17 protein-coding genes and 1 pseudogene are annotated in these 13,749 nt (G+C 47.7%); 2 read left to right on the top strand and 16 right to left on the bottom strand.

What is annotated here, in order from left to right; genetic code table 11:
- Positions 1–3: 3 nt before the first annotated feature.
- From MTN95_RS14315 to MTN95_RS14260, 12 genes are all read right to left on the bottom strand, one after another.
- Positions 4–894 (bottom strand): carbohydrate ABC transporter permease, encoded by an 891-nt coding sequence (locus tag MTN95_RS14315; RefSeq protein ID WP_248338661.1) that lies wholly within the window; start codon positions 892–894, stop codon positions 4–6.
- A 3-nt stretch (positions 895–897) separates the two neighbouring features.
- Positions 898–1,827 (bottom strand): carbohydrate ABC transporter permease, encoded by a 930-nt coding sequence (locus MTN95_RS14310; protein WP_248338659.1) that lies wholly within the window; start codon positions 1,825–1,827, stop codon positions 898–900.
- A complete protein-coding gene (locus MTN95_RS14305; protein WP_248338657.1) occupies positions 1,824–3,107 on the bottom strand; it encodes an ABC transporter substrate-binding protein in 1,284 nt (427 codons plus the stop codon). Before MTN95_RS14305 ends, MTN95_RS14310 begins: the two co-directional genes overlap by 4 nt.
- Before the next feature lie 103 nt (positions 3,108–3,210).
- On the bottom strand, positions 3,211–4,326 hold the full coding sequence (locus MTN95_RS14300; RefSeq protein ID WP_248338655.1) for a response regulator transcription factor: 1,116 nt from the start codon (positions 4,324–4,326) through the stop codon (positions 3,211–3,213).
- Positions 4,326–6,059 carry a cache domain-containing sensor histidine kinase gene (locus MTN95_RS14295; protein WP_248338653.1) on the bottom strand — a complete coding sequence of 578 codons (1,734 nt, stop codon included), beginning with the start codon at positions 6,057–6,059 and terminating at the stop codon, positions 4,326–4,328. Before MTN95_RS14295 ends, MTN95_RS14300 begins: the two co-directional genes overlap by 1 nt.
- A complete protein-coding gene (locus MTN95_RS14290; protein WP_248338651.1) occupies positions 6,056–6,685 on the bottom strand; it encodes a YesL family protein in 630 nt (209 codons plus the stop codon). The genes MTN95_RS14295 and MTN95_RS14290 overlap by 4 nt, the downstream gene beginning before the upstream one ends.
- Positions 6,686–6,799: 114 nt before the next feature.
- Positions 6,800–7,081 carry a YesK-like family protein gene (locus MTN95_RS14285; protein ID WP_248338649.1) on the bottom strand — a complete coding sequence of 94 codons (282 nt, stop codon included), beginning with the start codon at positions 7,079–7,081 and terminating at the stop codon, positions 6,800–6,802.
- Between the two features lie 52 nt (positions 7,082–7,133).
- On the bottom strand, positions 7,134–7,679 hold the full coding sequence (locus MTN95_RS14280) for a GNAT family N-acetyltransferase (protein ID WP_105954767.1): 546 nt from the start codon (positions 7,677–7,679) through the stop codon (positions 7,134–7,136).
- 123 nt (positions 7,680–7,802) lie between these two features.
- Positions 7,803–8,372 carry a spore coat protein CotJC gene (gene cotJC / locus MTN95_RS14275; protein ID WP_024120490.1) on the bottom strand — a complete coding sequence of 190 codons (570 nt, stop codon included), beginning with the start codon at positions 8,370–8,372 and terminating at the stop codon, positions 7,803–7,805.
- Between the two features lie 14 nt (positions 8,373–8,386).
- Complete coding sequence (gene cotJB / locus MTN95_RS14270) at positions 8,387–8,650, bottom strand: spore coat protein CotJB (RefSeq protein WP_024120489.1); 264 nt, start codon at positions 8,648–8,650, stop codon at positions 8,387–8,389.
- A complete protein-coding gene (cotJA, locus tag MTN95_RS14265; protein ID WP_024120488.1) occupies positions 8,634–8,882 on the bottom strand; it encodes a spore coat-associated protein CotJA in 249 nt (82 codons plus the stop codon). The genes cotJB and cotJA overlap by 17 nt, the downstream gene beginning before the upstream one ends.
- 72 nt (positions 8,883–8,954) lie before the next feature.
- Positions 8,955–9,584 (bottom strand): TetR/AcrR family transcriptional regulator, encoded by a 630-nt coding sequence (locus MTN95_RS14260; protein ID WP_248338647.1) that lies wholly within the window; start codon positions 9,582–9,584, stop codon positions 8,955–8,957.
- Positions 9,585–9,834: 250 nt separating this feature from the next.
- Here MTN95_RS14260 and MTN95_RS14255 point away from each other — a divergent pair, with 250 nt between their 5' ends.
- Complete coding sequence (locus tag MTN95_RS14255) at positions 9,835–10,818, top strand: amidohydrolase family protein (RefSeq protein ID WP_248338644.1); 984 nt, start codon at positions 9,835–9,837, stop codon at positions 10,816–10,818.
- Positions 10,819–10,875: 57 nt separating this feature from the next.
- Here MTN95_RS14255 and MTN95_RS14250 read toward each other — a convergent pair whose 3' ends face one another.
- From MTN95_RS14250 to MTN95_RS14235, 4 genes are all read right to left on the bottom strand, one after another.
- Entirely contained in the window at positions 10,876–11,724 is an 849-nt protein-coding gene (locus MTN95_RS14250; RefSeq protein ID WP_396022381.1) for an NmrA family NAD(P)-binding protein, read from the bottom strand.
- Complete coding sequence (locus tag MTN95_RS14245) at positions 11,721–12,164, bottom strand: nuclear transport factor 2 family protein (protein ID WP_248338642.1); 444 nt, start codon at positions 12,162–12,164, stop codon at positions 11,721–11,723. The genes MTN95_RS14250 and MTN95_RS14245 overlap by 4 nt, the downstream gene beginning before the upstream one ends.
- Before the next feature lie 81 nt (positions 12,165–12,245).
- Positions 12,246–12,827: a TetR/AcrR family transcriptional regulator gene (locus tag MTN95_RS14240; RefSeq protein ID WP_248338640.1), complete on the bottom strand. Its 582-nt coding sequence runs from the start codon at positions 12,825–12,827 to the stop codon at positions 12,246–12,248.
- Between the two features lie 112 nt (positions 12,828–12,939).
- Positions 12,940–13,410, bottom strand: coding sequence for a spore coat protein (locus tag MTN95_RS14235; RefSeq protein WP_248338638.1), 471 nt, complete (start codon positions 13,408–13,410; stop codon positions 12,940–12,942).
- A gap of 218 nt (positions 13,411–13,628) precedes the next feature.
- Here MTN95_RS14235 and MTN95_RS14230 point away from each other — a divergent pair.
- Positions 13,629–13,749, top strand: a pseudogene (locus MTN95_RS14230) (IS3 family transposase); the annotation flags it as partial.

Genomic DNA, 13,749 nt, shown 5'->3' with positions numbered 1-13,749 from the left:
TTTTTATTTTAATCCGGTCGTACTGATACCCTGAACGATATATTTTTGAAACAGAAAGAATACGAGAATCACAGGCAGCAAAGAGATGGCCGACATGGCAAACATCGCTCCCCAGTTCGAAGCGGATTCCGTATCGAGGAAAAGCTTCAGCGCAAGTGAAACAGGATAAAGCTCCGGCTTATTCAAATATAAGAGCGGCTGAATCAGCTCCTCCCACTTCCAGTAGAAAGAAAAAATCGCAGACGTCGCAAGCGCCGGTGCAATGAGCGGCAAAATGATCCGGCAAAAACAGGCAAAGCGCCCGCACCCGTCGATTCTCGCTGCTTCATCCAGCTCCTCAGGGATCGTCCGGATAAACTGGATCATCAGAAAGATAAAAAACGCATGCCCGAAAAATTGCGGAACGACAATCGGTTTAAAAGAATTCAGCCAGTCTAATTTCGCAAACATAATGTACTGCGGAATCATCAGCACTTCATGCGGCAGCATTAACGTCCCCATCATACAGGCGAACCAAAATGCTTTTCCTTTAAAAGGGATGCGCGCGAAGCCGTAGGCAATGACAGCCGATGACAGAACAGCGCCGATTGTAGACAGCCCGACAATAATCGCCGAGTTTTTAATAAAGGTCAAAAAGGGCTGACCCGCAATGCCCTTCCACCCTTCAGCATAGTTGCTGAGAATAAAAGGATCTGGAATGAGAGAATGAGAGGTTGTGAAAATACTGGAGCTCTCTTTAAAAGAACTGACAAACAGCCAAATGACGGGATACAGCAATAACACCGCCAGTGACGCCGTAAACACATGGAACAGAATGCGCTTTGGCTTGATGCGCCCGGCTTTTTTCCCTTCAAACACCGGGGCTTGCCTGACAGGCTGGTTGACCGGCTCCATCCGTTATTCCTCCTTTGATTCGTAGTGAACCCAATATGATGATGTTTTAAATAAAATCAGCGTAATCAGCCCGACAATGATAAGCATGATCCACGCCATCGCCGAGGCGTAGCCCATTTGAAAATAGTTAAACGCCCGCTGGAACAAATAGAGTGAATACAATAGCGTCCCGTCAAGCGGACCGCCCTCGCCTTTTGAGATGATATAGGCCGGGGTAAAGGTCATAAAAGCAGAAATCGTCTGCATGACCAGGTTAAAGAAAATAATCGGCGTCAGCATCGGAAGCGTGATCTTAAAGAAGCGCTGTACGCGGTTTGCGCCGTCCACGCTGGCCGCCTCTAAGTACGATGCCGGAATGTTTTTCAGCCCGGCCAGAAAAATCAGCATGGATGACCCGAACTGCCAGACGGACAGCAGAATCAGTGTCCATAATGCGCTTGTCGGGTCTTGGTACCAGAGAATTTTTTGATCAATCCCGACAAAAAACAGCAGCGCATTGATGACCCCGTCATTGCCGAAAATATTGCGCCACATAATGGCAACGGCCACACTTCCGCCGATGATCGAAGGCAGATAAAACAGCGTCCTGTAGACGGCCGTTCCCTTTGCCGCATTGTTTAAAATGACGGCAATAAAAAGCGCGAAGCCGAGGCGGAGCGGGACCCCGGCAAGCACGTACGTGAAAGTGACCTTCAGCGACTGCCAATACTTTTCGTCACCCGTAAACATTTCCTTATAGTTATCGAGCCCAATCCACTTCGGCGCCGTAAACAGGTCGTAGCTTGTAAAGGACAGAAACAGGGACGCGCCCATCGGAATCACCGTAAAACAGAAGAAGCCGATAATAAACGGAGAAATAAAAGCATATCCCGCCAGATTGTCTTTTCTCATACTCCGGCTTATTTTCATTCTGTCAGCCCCATTTCCCGTCAATTATTCCTCTCTAAAATGTCATTGGCCTGCTTCCGGAATGTTTTGGCGGCTTTTTCCGGCGATACCTTCTGATACAGAATCTGATCAGACGTATCCTTCAGCAGCTTAATAACCTCCGCGCTTCCCACCGGCTCCGGCGGATCGGCTTTGCTGATATTTTTCGACGCGGCTTCCACATATTCCACAATGTTGGCCTCTTCCTCATTCAGCTCCGGTTTAATCGCATCTGCCACCTTGTCGGATACCGGAACGCCCCGCTCGCCTTTAATCAGCTGGTTCGCTTCTTTATTATTCACGAAGAAATCAATAAACTTCGCGGCCTCTTTTTTATGTTCTGAGCTTTTCGGAATAGAAAACAGCATACTCGGCTTCAGCGTCAGCGCTTTTTCCTTCATTTGCTGCGGCGGCAGATAGAGAGAAAGAGGCGAGTCTGTCAGCCGGGCAAAGCCTAAATATTGATTCGAGTAGTTCCATGTAATGGCTGATTTGCCTTTGACAATAAAGTCATCTTCCATCCCTTTAATTTGGGCGCTTTCGTCCGGTGTTGGCGACGTTTTTGCTTTGACCAGTCTCAGCTGCCGCTCAAAATAGTCAACAAACAGCTTGTCATCCTGATACGCAAGGCCCGTGCCGTCCTCTTTATAAAAACGCTCACCCTTCGTGCGCAAATAATACGGGAAGAAAATATCAGGCGGGTGCATTCCGTTAGAACCGTATATGCCGGCTTTTTCCTGCAGCTCATACGCCAGCTTCTCATAATCCTTCCACGTCCAGTTTTCCTGATGAATTGAAACACCGGCTTTCTTCAGCAGATCATCATTGGCAATCACAGAAAGCACGTTGACCCCAAGTGTAAATCCGTAAAGCTTTCCGTCAATCTTTCCGCCGGACAGCATATTCTCATCGATTGAACTGACATCAATTGTTCCGTCCTTCATATATGGCGATAAATCCTCAAGCTGATTTTTCTTTCCGTATTGCGCCAAATATGCCGTATCCATTTGAATGACATCAGGCAGCTGTCCCGCGGCAGACATCGGCGCAAGCTTCTTCCAATAGTCATCCCAGTTCGCAAATTCCGCTTCAATATGGACGTGCGGATTCTTTTTCTCATATAATTCAATGACCTTTGTTGTATAGTCATGCCGCGGCTGTCCGCCCCACCATGCGATTCTGAGCGTAATGTCTTCTTTTTTCCCTGATGCTTCTTCACCCGCAGAACATCCGCTGAAAAACAAGACGCACACAAGTGACAGCAGCACGTAATAAACCTTCTTCACATCAATCCCCCCTTTAATGTAAGTGCTTACATTTTATTTTAAAGGGTTGTAACGGGGCGAAACACTCAAAAAACAGTGGCGAAAGTTAAAAAAACAGAGATGGCTATCCTGCGGAAGCGCCTCCCTGTTTTCTTCTGAATTCTGACGGTGTCAGACCGGTATATTTTTTAAAGACGAGACTGAAATACTTCGGATTATCACCGAATCCGATCTCTTCCGCAATTTCTGATACACTCACATCCCGCCTCAGCTTCATCTGCTTCATCGCATGCTCAAGACGCACCCGCGTAACATATTGGGAAAACTTTTCGCCTGTCTCCTGCTTAAAGATTTTCCCCAAATAATCAGGGTTCATAAACAGCATATCTTTTGCTGCCCATTTTAGAGAGAGATTCGGATTGCCAAGTTCGTCGGCGACAAGCCTGGTGATTTTAGAAATCAAATCACTCCGCTTTTGGTCACCGGCCGTTTCAGTTGCTTCCCGGAACAGCTGTCCTGCGTCCCGCAGTTCCCCCGTCCGGCTGATGATTACCCGGCAGCCTGCAAAGCCGTCTGCCGCCTTTTTCTCCAGATCAGGCGTGCCCTCCTCCACGGCAAACACCGCACGTCCTCCGCTGCAGCAAAAAGCTGTCAGCGCGGAACCAAACGCCTCTCTGGCGGCAGAATCTTCAGGCTGAGTGTTCTCCGCGATGATAAGGCGAATCTTCTTACCTGCAAGCGAAGGCGGCGGAGACAGATGGGTGACACCGGCAATCAAGCCTTCCAGGTATTGATCAGCCGCAAAGGAACGGATATGATTCAGCTCATGTTTCAGGTGGGCGGCTTTCTTCTTCCGCACATCATGCAGCTTCAGCTCGGCGATGATTTCCTCTAATGAACGGATAATCTGCTGTTCATTGCAGGGCTTCAGCAAATAATGCCTTACCCCGTATTTCATCGCTTCCTTCGCGTACTCAAACTCCCCAAAACCAGACAGGACGATAAATTGCACGGACGGGCAGACGGCTGACACCTTTTTGATCAGCTCAAGCCCGTCCATACCGGGCATTTTTACATCAGTGATGACGATATGCGGCTGCTTGTTTACGATCTTCTCATACGCTTCAATTCCGTTCTGCGCTTTGCCGACTAAAGAAGCGCCAAGCGTCTCCCACTCAATGATCCCTGCCATTCCGTCAAGAATGATCCTCTCATCATCAGCAAGCAGTATTTTGTACATCACACCACCTCATTTCGGCACGGTATTGTCAGCAAAATCGCCGTTCCCTTCCCTTTCTCGCTTTGAATGCGTAAGCCATACGGCTCCCCGAACATCAGTCGGATGCGTTCATGAATATTCCAGAGCCCGATCCCTCTTCTGCCCGTTTTTTCAAGAATACGTTCGTCCATGCCGGGCCCATTATCTTCGACAGTAATACAGACGCAGTCCTCCGTTTTTTTCGCTTGAAGGCGGATGGCGCATGGCCGAGTAAAAGGCTCAAGCGCGTACTGAATCGCATTCTCCGCCAGCGGCTGGAGTGTCAGCTTCGGAATTCGGTAATGCTTCACCTCATCGGCGATGTCCAGTGTGAAGTTCAAGCGCTCCTCAAACCGGAACCGCTGAATCGTCATATAGTGAAGCACAATATCCGCCTCCTCCTGAAGGGTCACTGTATCTTCTTTGATATGAATGCTGTTTCGCAGGAGAAAACCGAGCGATTCCACCATTTGAGAAATTTGCTTCTGCTGATTCGCTTTCGCCAGCCAATTGATGGACTCAAGCGTGTTATACAAAAAATGCGGGTTAATCTGGGCTTGCAGCGCCTTCAACTCTGTTTCTTTAATAATAAGCTGCTTTTCCACATTTTCTTCCATCAGCTCATTGATCCGCTTCATCATCACGGTAAAATGGCGGTTCAGCGTTCCAGCCTCATCCTGTGTGTGTTCCGGCAGTGACAGCGACACGCCCGCCTCAATCCCGCCGTGCTGCACCGATTTCATTGCGGACACAAGCTGCTCGATCGGCTCTGTGATGCTGTTGGCAATCTTCCGCCCGAAAAGCAAAACCACACTGAAAAACAAAAGAAAACACGTACCGATCACCGTTTTCATAAAGGAAATTTTAGCGAACATCTGATCAAAGGGGATGACATTGTAGTAGCTCCAGTTTTGATAGGATGATTGAAGGAAAGAAATAAAATAACGTTTGCCATTCTTTTTTACCAAGTCATAACCAGGATGCCGCAGCGTCTGCTTTGTCATCTCAGGCGTAAGCACCGATGCATGTGCCGAATACACAAGATTGCCGTCCTTGTCTGCGATCATCATGTCTCCGACCGAATCGCCCCAATCCTTCGGCAAGTCACGAATCATCTGTTTCATATTCACTTGAATCAGCACCATTCCCAAGCCATTTAAACTCAGCTGATGAAACGATCTGATTTGCCGCGCTGAAATCAGGACAGGATCTGAATTGCCCAAGGTCATCCAAAGATTCCTGCCTTTTTGCGCTTTCGCCCGTTCAAATACCTCTTCCTGCTGCTGCTTCATAAGGTCCGATGAACTGCTTCCGGCAGAATACTCTGAGCCCCGGGCATCAATCAAATGAATCGAATCAATGTACTTTTCATCGCCGGCATATTGCGCAAGCTGATCCCACAGCTCCTGCTTCATTTGATACTGGTCATACGTATCATCACGGTTTTGCATGCTGAGAATGCGCTGAATTTGTTCATCGGTAATGATTTCATACGATACATCTTCAATTTTCTTCAGCTCGTCTTCAATCCGTTCAGAAGACATCCGCAGCACCTCCGAGGATTTGCGGTAAATCTGCTCATCATAGACATGAAAAGCGTACTGCACCCCGCTGTATACAAACAGAAAGGATACGGCCATGATCAATGACAGAAACACAAACAGCTTATCCTTAATCTTCATCCGCCTGTACCAGTCCGCGACTCTTTCTTTCATGCCGCCTTTTCTTTCTCCTGGCGCTGATCTATTGACATAAATGCTGTAAAGGACAGCTTCGTTAACAACAAGCTCAGCGCGCTGCCGCTGAAAAACAGCAAAAACATCACATGAAACAGCACTAGAAACAACATTCCGACCGCACCCGCTGCCATCATCAGCGTCACCAATGGCCGGCTGAAGGCAATCAAAAAGCTGATGCTCAGCACCTGTCTGAGCTTTACATCAAAATGAGAAAAGACCGGAAACACATATAACAGCACAAACACGAAAATCAATCCGATGCTCATAAACACATTCACCAGCACAGGCTGATTCATCTGAGCGGCAATCCGTATATCCGCAAACAAAAACAAGCCGGCCGTCACAAGAATGAGCCCCAACAGCTGAGCTGCACCCCACTCCTTCTTAAACGTCCGGATAAACACAGAAAACACCGGGACATCCGTGTTCCCCTTCGCCCACTCTCTCGCCACCGAAAACATCGCGGCCGTAGCAGGCATCAACCCAAACACGACGAGCCCGGCAAGAGAAAACAAGATCCACAGCACATTTACATAAGCCAGTCTCATCACCCATGTACAAAAACGATTCAGCCCATTTGTCAGGCTATGTATCATCGACATCACCTTCCCACTACAGAAAACGCTTTCATTGCAAAGTAATATGTATTTCTCCACTCGAAAGAAAATTCCTGCCGGCCCGTAAAAAATTCGACATCATTTGAGACGGCACATGTCTTACCTTCTCCTGATTTGCCTTTTCAACTGACGGAACACCGTCTCGATCAAGTACCCGGCAAACGCTCCTACTATTACATGAATCCCAAGCATGCCCAGCGCCATGCCATCCCAGCCGCCGACAAAAAAGATGCTGCACCAAATTGTGATCACACCGAGAACAAGCAGCCCACCCAGTATCCATTCCGGCCATTTATTTTGCGGCATCCTCAACTGCAGAAAAATGGAGACACAAGCGGAAATACAAGCCGTCGCAATGGCCATCACATAAAAAAAGATCATCCGCCCTGTCCTCCCTTTTCAAAAAAGCAAAAAAGCCCCCTAAAAAGGACGCTTATTCTGACTTGTTCAGTTCTTTCTCAAACAAATGAAACCCCGAGGCATCTGATCCCTTGAATTCATATCCCATTCTCCGGTAGAAGGAATGCAAGGCGTCGTTATCAGCAACACAATCAAGACGGATCCGCTTCTTCCCCGGATACTCAACACCTGTCTCCGTCCATGTGAGAATCTCGGCCCCAAGCCCATTCCCCGCAAACCGGCGGCTGACCGCCAGACGATGCAAATAAATGGACTCTTCGTGTCCCTCGTCTCCCCAAAGCGTTCTGTCCCACTCGCTCGGCTCAGGCAGAAGCATCACTACACCAGCCAGCTCTTGATCTTTCTGGAACACAAACACATGTCCGCTTTCAATTGAGCCAACAATATCATGTGAGTCATGCCCCTCCAGCAGCCCGCTCCATTGGTCAGAGCCCTGGTCCCGCAGCCATTCAGCCGTACGGACGAGCAGTCCCGTTATTTGCTCTGCATCCTCACGATCTGCCAGGCCGGCGTAAAAATCATTTGCGACAGTTTCTTTCGTAATCTTAAAAGATGTCATAAAGGCCCCCCGATCAAAACTAAACTTACATGCATACCTTCATTATAATGCAAGCAAACGACAAAAAAACAGAATATTTTGTCTGTATGTAAAAGGACGCATGAAGGGAGCCCCCGCTGCCTGTTAAAAGAGTTTCTTCTTATCCCGTTCTTCTTTTAAAATCTCAACCGCTTCCCTGAAGCGCATAGAATGCACAATTTCACGTTCACGCAAAAACCGCAGAGAATCGTTCAAATCAGGATCATCCGAAATATCAATCAGCCACTGATACGTCGCCCGCGCTTTTTCTTCTGCTGCGATATCTTCATACAAATCCGCAATCGGATCGCCTTTCGCCTGAATATAGCTTGCCGTAAAAGGCACCCCCGCCGCATTGTGATAAAAAAGCGCGCCGTCATGATTCGCGTAATGATCGCCAAGCCCGGCTTCACGCAGCTGCTCCGGCGTCGCATCTTTCGTCAGCTTATACACCATCGTCGCAATCATTTCCAGATGGGCAAACTCCTCCGTGCCGATATCTGTTAAAAGGCCGATGACCTTATCAGGAATGGTATAACGCTGGTTCAAATACCGAAGAGCCGCGGCCAGCTCGCCGTCCGCTCCGCCATATTGCTCAATCAAATACTTCGCCAGCGTCGGATTGCACGTACTGACCTTGACGGGATATTGCAGCTTCTTTTCATACACCCACATTCAAGCATTCCTCCTTATACTTGCCACGGCCATGGCCCTCGATTCCAATCCCAATCCTCACCCGCGGGACTGTTGCCGTACTGCAAAAGCGGTCCGTAAGATGATTCGAACTGTCTTTTTAAGTGCCTCGAATAACCGGAATATTGATTAAATTGCTTTAGCGCGTCTTCATCATCAGGATGTGTATCTAAATACAGACTCAGCTCAACAAGCACAAAATCTGCTGCTTGAATTTGCTCAAGCTGGCGGTAATATTCCGCATCAACCTTTTTTGTCATGTGTGTCTCCCCCTCGATAAGGATTTTCATAAAAATCATAGAGATCCTTCCAAAGGGTGCCTTTCCTTAAAGCCTCCATCGGTGAAAACTGCTCCATATGCTCAGGCTGAAAGGTCATATAGAGGTTAGGCGGCGTTCTGTAATATTTCTTCCCTATGGGCGGACAGGGATCAAAACGGCTGTGAAAGGGCGTGTATGATTTAACAGGTGTAAACGGCTGCATATCCTTCATTCTGGCTCCTCCTTTCTCAAAAACAATGACCTTAATAGGTATGAGGCAGGAAGCGTCATTATGACAAAAATCTTAATAAGGAAGCTTGATTTGTTTTTCTATACCTGCGATTCGGAGAGGTCCCAAAAGCGTTAAACGTGTTAATTGATTCGCCATAAAGAAAGGACTGTACTTCATGCCGCTCTCCAGCCAGGAACAAATCACCCCGATATGCGCGGAGGTGATATAGCTGACCAGTATCTCTTTCGGAATTTGAAGCTGTTTCTCAGATTCTTCAATGGATGAAAGCAATTCCTCGTAAATTCGTTTCTGAACGAATTCCGCCATCAGACTTCTGAATTGAGGAAGCCCTCTGTCACTCAGCATCACTTGAAAGTACTCGGCGTGTTCATGGATGTACTCAAAGAGCCTCACAAATGAAACAGGCGGATGATCCTCATCCATACTGACCGGCTCCACCGGCGTCTCAGGCTTAACCTGCCGGATCAAATCATCGAGAACCTCCGTCATGCTTTGAAACAGAAAATCCTGTTTATCCCGATAGTGCAAATAAAAAGTGCCGCGGGTCAGATCCGCTTTTTCAGTAATTTCCTGAATCGTAATCGAATTGGCTTCTTTTTCTTTCAGCAGTGCGATCAAAGCGTCTCTTAGATATTTGTTTGTTCTTTTGACTCTCGGATCTACTTTATGCTTTTTAGACATTTTTTACCTCCTTGTCTAACTTTTATTTTCTTCTGGACAAATCATCAGCTGATGTCTTCTTCTAAACGATTGCACGTTCTCTGTTTATTGACCTTTTCCCAAAATCTACTGTACCATGAACTTACATCCTGTACATGATGTAAAGTAATAAACACGATGTCCATTACCTGTTGAAACGAAGCTTCGTGACGTAAAATGAGTGCACTCCATCTGATCTACACCAGCCATGATAAAGAGAGGAGCCTTTGACATGAATGGAAAAATCGCATTAGAAGAGCACTGGGAATCTCCTGATTTTCCGGCAACGGGAAGTCACAATTTTACTGACGATGAATATTTCAGCGCTGTCCAAAAAAGATTGCAGGAATTCGAAAAACGGATGGAAGACATGGATAAAAACGGCATCCAAACGTCGATTCTCTCATTAACCCAGCCGGGGATTGAAGGAATCACCGATCCTGAAAGAGCTGTGAAACTCGCAAAGCAAATGAACGATCACGCTGCGGAATTCTTCGTTTCCAAACATCCAGACCGTTTTAAAGCATTTGCGGCGGTTCCGCTTCAAGATCCTGAAGAAGCAGCGAAGGAGCTGGAGCGGGCTGTAAACGAACTCGGTTTTGTCGGCGCCTTGGTCAACGGCTACAGTAATATCGGGGACGAAAATACCGCTCAATATTTAGACGAGCCACAGGTACGCCCTTTCTGGGAGAAAGCTGCACAGCTTCAGGTTCCCGTCTATCTGCATCCGCGTATCCCGCTGCCAAATCAGCAGCGTATCTATGAAGGCTACGAAGGCCTCCTCGGCTCAGCGTGGGGCTTTGGGGTTGAAACAGCAACACACGCCATCCGCCTGATTCTGAGCGGCCTGTTTGACGAATACCCTGATTTGACCGTAATTCTCGGACACTTAGGCGAGGGTCTGCCGTTTACGCTGCCGCGCGTCGAGCACAGACTGCGCCATCAGCGCCCTGAGACCCACGGAAACCATAAAAAAGCGCCGACTGAATATCTCCGCAAACACTTTTATCTCACAACAAGCGGCGTATTCAGAACACAGGCATTAATTGATACATTGTTAGAGGTCGGCTCTGACCGCATCTTATTCTCGGTGGACTATCCGTATGAAACGATGGAAGAAATCTCTTTCTGGTTTGACCAGTGTCCAATCAGTGAAACAGACCGATTCAAAATCGGCACCGAAAACGCGGCCAGCCTTTTTAAACTCAATAGATAAAAAGAAGATCTTCGGCAGAGCCGAAGGTCTTTCTGGACTATTCAGTCCAAAATGAGATCAGCGCCTCCAGTACGAAGCGTGATCAACCGCAAACTCATCCAGCGAGCGGGGCTCTTTTCCCGTCACACGCTTCACTGTATCCGTCACCCGGTGTTCGGCACCATGGCGGATCGCTTCTTCTAATTCCGCCATAAAGCGGGCGTAATCCGCAGGCAAACCTGCTGTTTCCATCCTGTTTTGCAGTTCGGAAGAAGAAATGCTGACATGCGTCACCGGACGTCCCGCCGCGGCTCCGATGATTTCCGCCGCTTCAGCGTAGCTCAGCGCCTCAGGTCCCGTCAGAATATGATGAGTATTATGAGACACGCTGTCAATCAAAGCACGCACTCCTGTTTCCGCAATATCATCAGCATCAATAAAACCAAGTTTCCCTTCACCCGCCGCCGTGATGATTTGCCCTTCAGTTTGAATGGACATGCGATGCTGGACATTGATGAAGTTTTGCATGAAGTATGACGGCCGCAGCACCGCCCATTCCGGAAACCCGCGTACTGCACGATGCAATGCCCCAAACACAGGACCATCCTCAGAAACAGCGGACGCGCTGAGCATCACCACACGTTCAGCACCGAGCCGCTGTGCTTCCTTTAAAAAGGGAAGCACATAAGGAGACGGATCAAACACACCAACCGGCGCAACGAGGTAAATCCGTTTCACCCGCTCCAATGCAGGCGTAAAGCTGGACTCATCCTTCCAATCAAAATATACATACTCCGCATTGCTAATCTCGCCCTTTTTCCTGCTCGCGATGCGAACGCTGTAACCCTGCTCAATTAACCGTTTAGCAATCCGGCTCCCTGTCGTGCCGGTTCCCCCCGTAATCAGAATCTGATCGTGACTCATCATTTTTCATCCTCCTCTGTTTGTACAAATGTTTCTTCAAACGTCTCATTTACGACAAGCGGATTCCAATAATCCTTATAATGCAAAATGCTGCCGTCCTTCGTTTTAATCACACTGATATAGGTTTGCCGGTAAGGCAGCCCAGTCGCGATCGCATAGCCTTCACATTGAAACTCCGCAATGATCGTGTTTGTATCAGCCGAGCGATACACTGTCGGAGCAGTAAACGCAGAAATATGGATTTTATCAGGAAAATCCTTAATATAATCGTAAATGGCCGCCTTTCCTTCAATTCTTTCCGGAAATCCCTCTGGCGCATAGGGAAACTCCAATACGGCATGTTCATCCCACAGCTCTGTCCAGCTCTCCATATCCTTTTCAAGCATATATTGCATAAATTTATTCATTGTGTCACATGCTTTTTCGTATTCCGTCATCATCATGGATCATCACCTCGTATTTTATTCTAGACCATTCAGTCCAAAAAATGCGTCAAAGGGCTAAGCACCCTTTATCAAAAAAAGTCAATCAAGGACAGATAAACTCACTTCAACATAATCCTGAAGCTGGTCAAAATCAGCAGAAACCTTAGCGATAAACGTCAGAGACAGCCGGCTCTGGTTTAAATAACGGGCAAGTGCCGCTATATCAAGATGCTCCTTCAATTCTCCTTCAGCCTGTGCCCTTCTCAGCGCCAGATAAAAGGCCGTCTCAAGCTGTTTCGTCTGTCCTTCAAAGTACCGGGCAAGGTCCGAATCATGCGGGATTTGTTCAATAGCGCTGTTGATGATAAAACACGCCTTTGAACGTTCAGGATCTTTCAGGACATTCACACCCTCCTGAAAAATATCACGAATGGCGTCCTTGACAGAGCCCGGTGCCTCAAGCCTTTCCACAACAGCCGCGTTTTTCCCCTCAAGATACGTTTTCACAGCGGACAAAAACAGATCCCGCTTCGTTCCATACGTATCGTACAAACTCTGGCGCGCAATGCCTAAATGAGAGAGCAGCTCCTGAAGAGACGTGCCTTCGTAGCCATACTCTCCAAAAACCTCTATCGCTCTGCGTAAAACAAGCGCGGTATCGAATTCTTTATTCCTACCCAAACGAATATCACCTCCTGCAAGAAGATATTACCTTTTCCAGACTGAACAGTCAAGAAAAACAAAAACAAAAAAAACACCCTTGATCAGCAAGAGTGTCCGTTCTCCACGCTTTTTATTTATGGCCGTCTTTTCCCCAGTGCCCCATTTGGTGGTGATGGTGCCCGTAGTTACCATCATGATGATGCCCATAATTTCCGTCCTCATGATGGCCATAATTTCCATCCTGATGGTGTCCGTAATTTCCATCAGGGTAATGGTGGTGATGTCCATCATTATCATAGTGCATTCCGTAGCTCGGATCACTCATTGAGCTCGGATAGCCTCCGCTTGGGTAGCCGCCGAATCCTCCAGACATGCCATAACCCGGGTAGCCTGCGCCTCCATAACCTGGTTGGCCCATCCCTGTATACATGCCATGGCCCGGATAACCCGCGCCTCCATAACCTGGTTGGCCCATCCCCGTATACATGCCATGGCCCGGATAGCCCGCGCCTCCGTACATGCCGAATCCCGGATCGCCTGCACCATAGCCTGGGTAAGCACCAAAACCGGGTCCGCAGCAGAAGTGTCTTGTATCAGTCATATCCAATCTCTCCTTCACATAGGTTACAGTCCAGCGTATGAGAAGAGCTTACAGATCGTATAGACACCTGCCTATAAACGGATAAAACAATTTCCCGGACAATAAAAAAAAGCAGACCATGACGGGACTGACCCCATAAGATGAGACAAATAAAAAACACCTTCAAGTTTGAAAACGGATAGTTGTTATCCGAAATAAGACTTGGAGGTGTTTTTTGTATGGGAACAAGAATGAGTTATCCGATTGAAGTCAAACAGAAGGCGTAGAAATGAGATTGGCAGGCGTGCCTATGAAAGAGATCATGGAGAAATTAAAAATTAAGAATAAGACACAGATTCA

The sequence above is a fragment of the Bacillus sp. 2CMS4F genome (genome assembly GCF_023161785.1).
Taxonomy (GTDB): domain Bacteria; phylum Bacillota; class Bacilli; order Bacillales; family Bacillaceae; genus Bacillus; species Bacillus halotolerans.
The sequence above is the reverse complement of the archived record's forward strand: the minus strand, read 5'-3'. Positions and strand labels throughout refer to the sequence as shown.

Bases quoted from the DNA above. Each gene is read 5' to 3' on its own strand.
- MTN95_RS14315 (WP_248338661.1), bottom strand. From the start codon at position 894: ATGGAGCCGGTCAACCAGCCTGTCAGGCAAGCCCCGGTGTTTGAAGGG.
- MTN95_RS14300 (WP_248338655.1), bottom strand. From the start codon at position 4,326: ATGTACAAAATACTGCTTGCTGATGATGAGAGGATCATTCTTGACGGA.
- MTN95_RS14295 (WP_248338653.1), bottom strand. From the start codon at position 6,059: ATGAAAGAAAGAGTCGCGGACTGGTACAGGCGGATGAAGATTAAGGAT.
- MTN95_RS14290 (WP_248338651.1), bottom strand. From the start codon at position 6,685: ATGTCGATGATACATAGCCTGACAAATGGGCTGAATCGTTTTTGTACA.
- MTN95_RS14285 (WP_248338649.1), bottom strand. From the start codon at position 7,081: ATGATCTTTTTTTATGTGATGGCCATTGCGACGGCTTGTATTTCCGCT.
- MTN95_RS14280 (WP_105954767.1), bottom strand. From the start codon at position 7,679: ATGACATCTTTTAAGATTACGAAAGAAACTGTCGCAAATGATTTTTAC.
- cotJC (WP_024120490.1), bottom strand. From the start codon at position 8,372: ATGTGGGTGTATGAAAAGAAGCTGCAATATCCCGTCAAGGTCAGTACG.
- cotJB (WP_024120489.1), bottom strand. From the start codon at position 8,650: ATGACAAAAAAGGTTGATGCGGAATATTACCGCCAGCTTGAGCAAATT.
- cotJA (WP_024120488.1), bottom strand. From the start codon at position 8,882: ATGAAGGATATGCAGCCGTTTACACCTGTTAAATCATACACGCCCTTT.
- MTN95_RS14260 (WP_248338647.1), bottom strand. From the start codon at position 9,584: ATGTCTAAAAAGCATAAAGTAGATCCGAGAGTCAAAAGAACAAACAAA.
- MTN95_RS14255 (WP_248338644.1), top strand. From the start codon at position 9,835: ATGAATGGAAAAATCGCATTAGAAGAGCACTGGGAATCTCCTGATTTT.
- MTN95_RS14250 (WP_396022381.1), bottom strand. From the start codon at position 11,724: ATGATGAGTCACGATCAGATTCTGATTACGGGGGGAACCGGCACGACA.
- MTN95_RS14245 (WP_248338642.1), bottom strand. From the start codon at position 12,164: ATGATGATGACGGAATACGAAAAAGCATGTGACACAATGAATAAATTT.
- MTN95_RS14235 (WP_248338638.1), bottom strand. From the start codon at position 13,410: ATGACTGATACAAGACACTTCTGCTGCGGACCCGGTTTTGGTGCTTAC.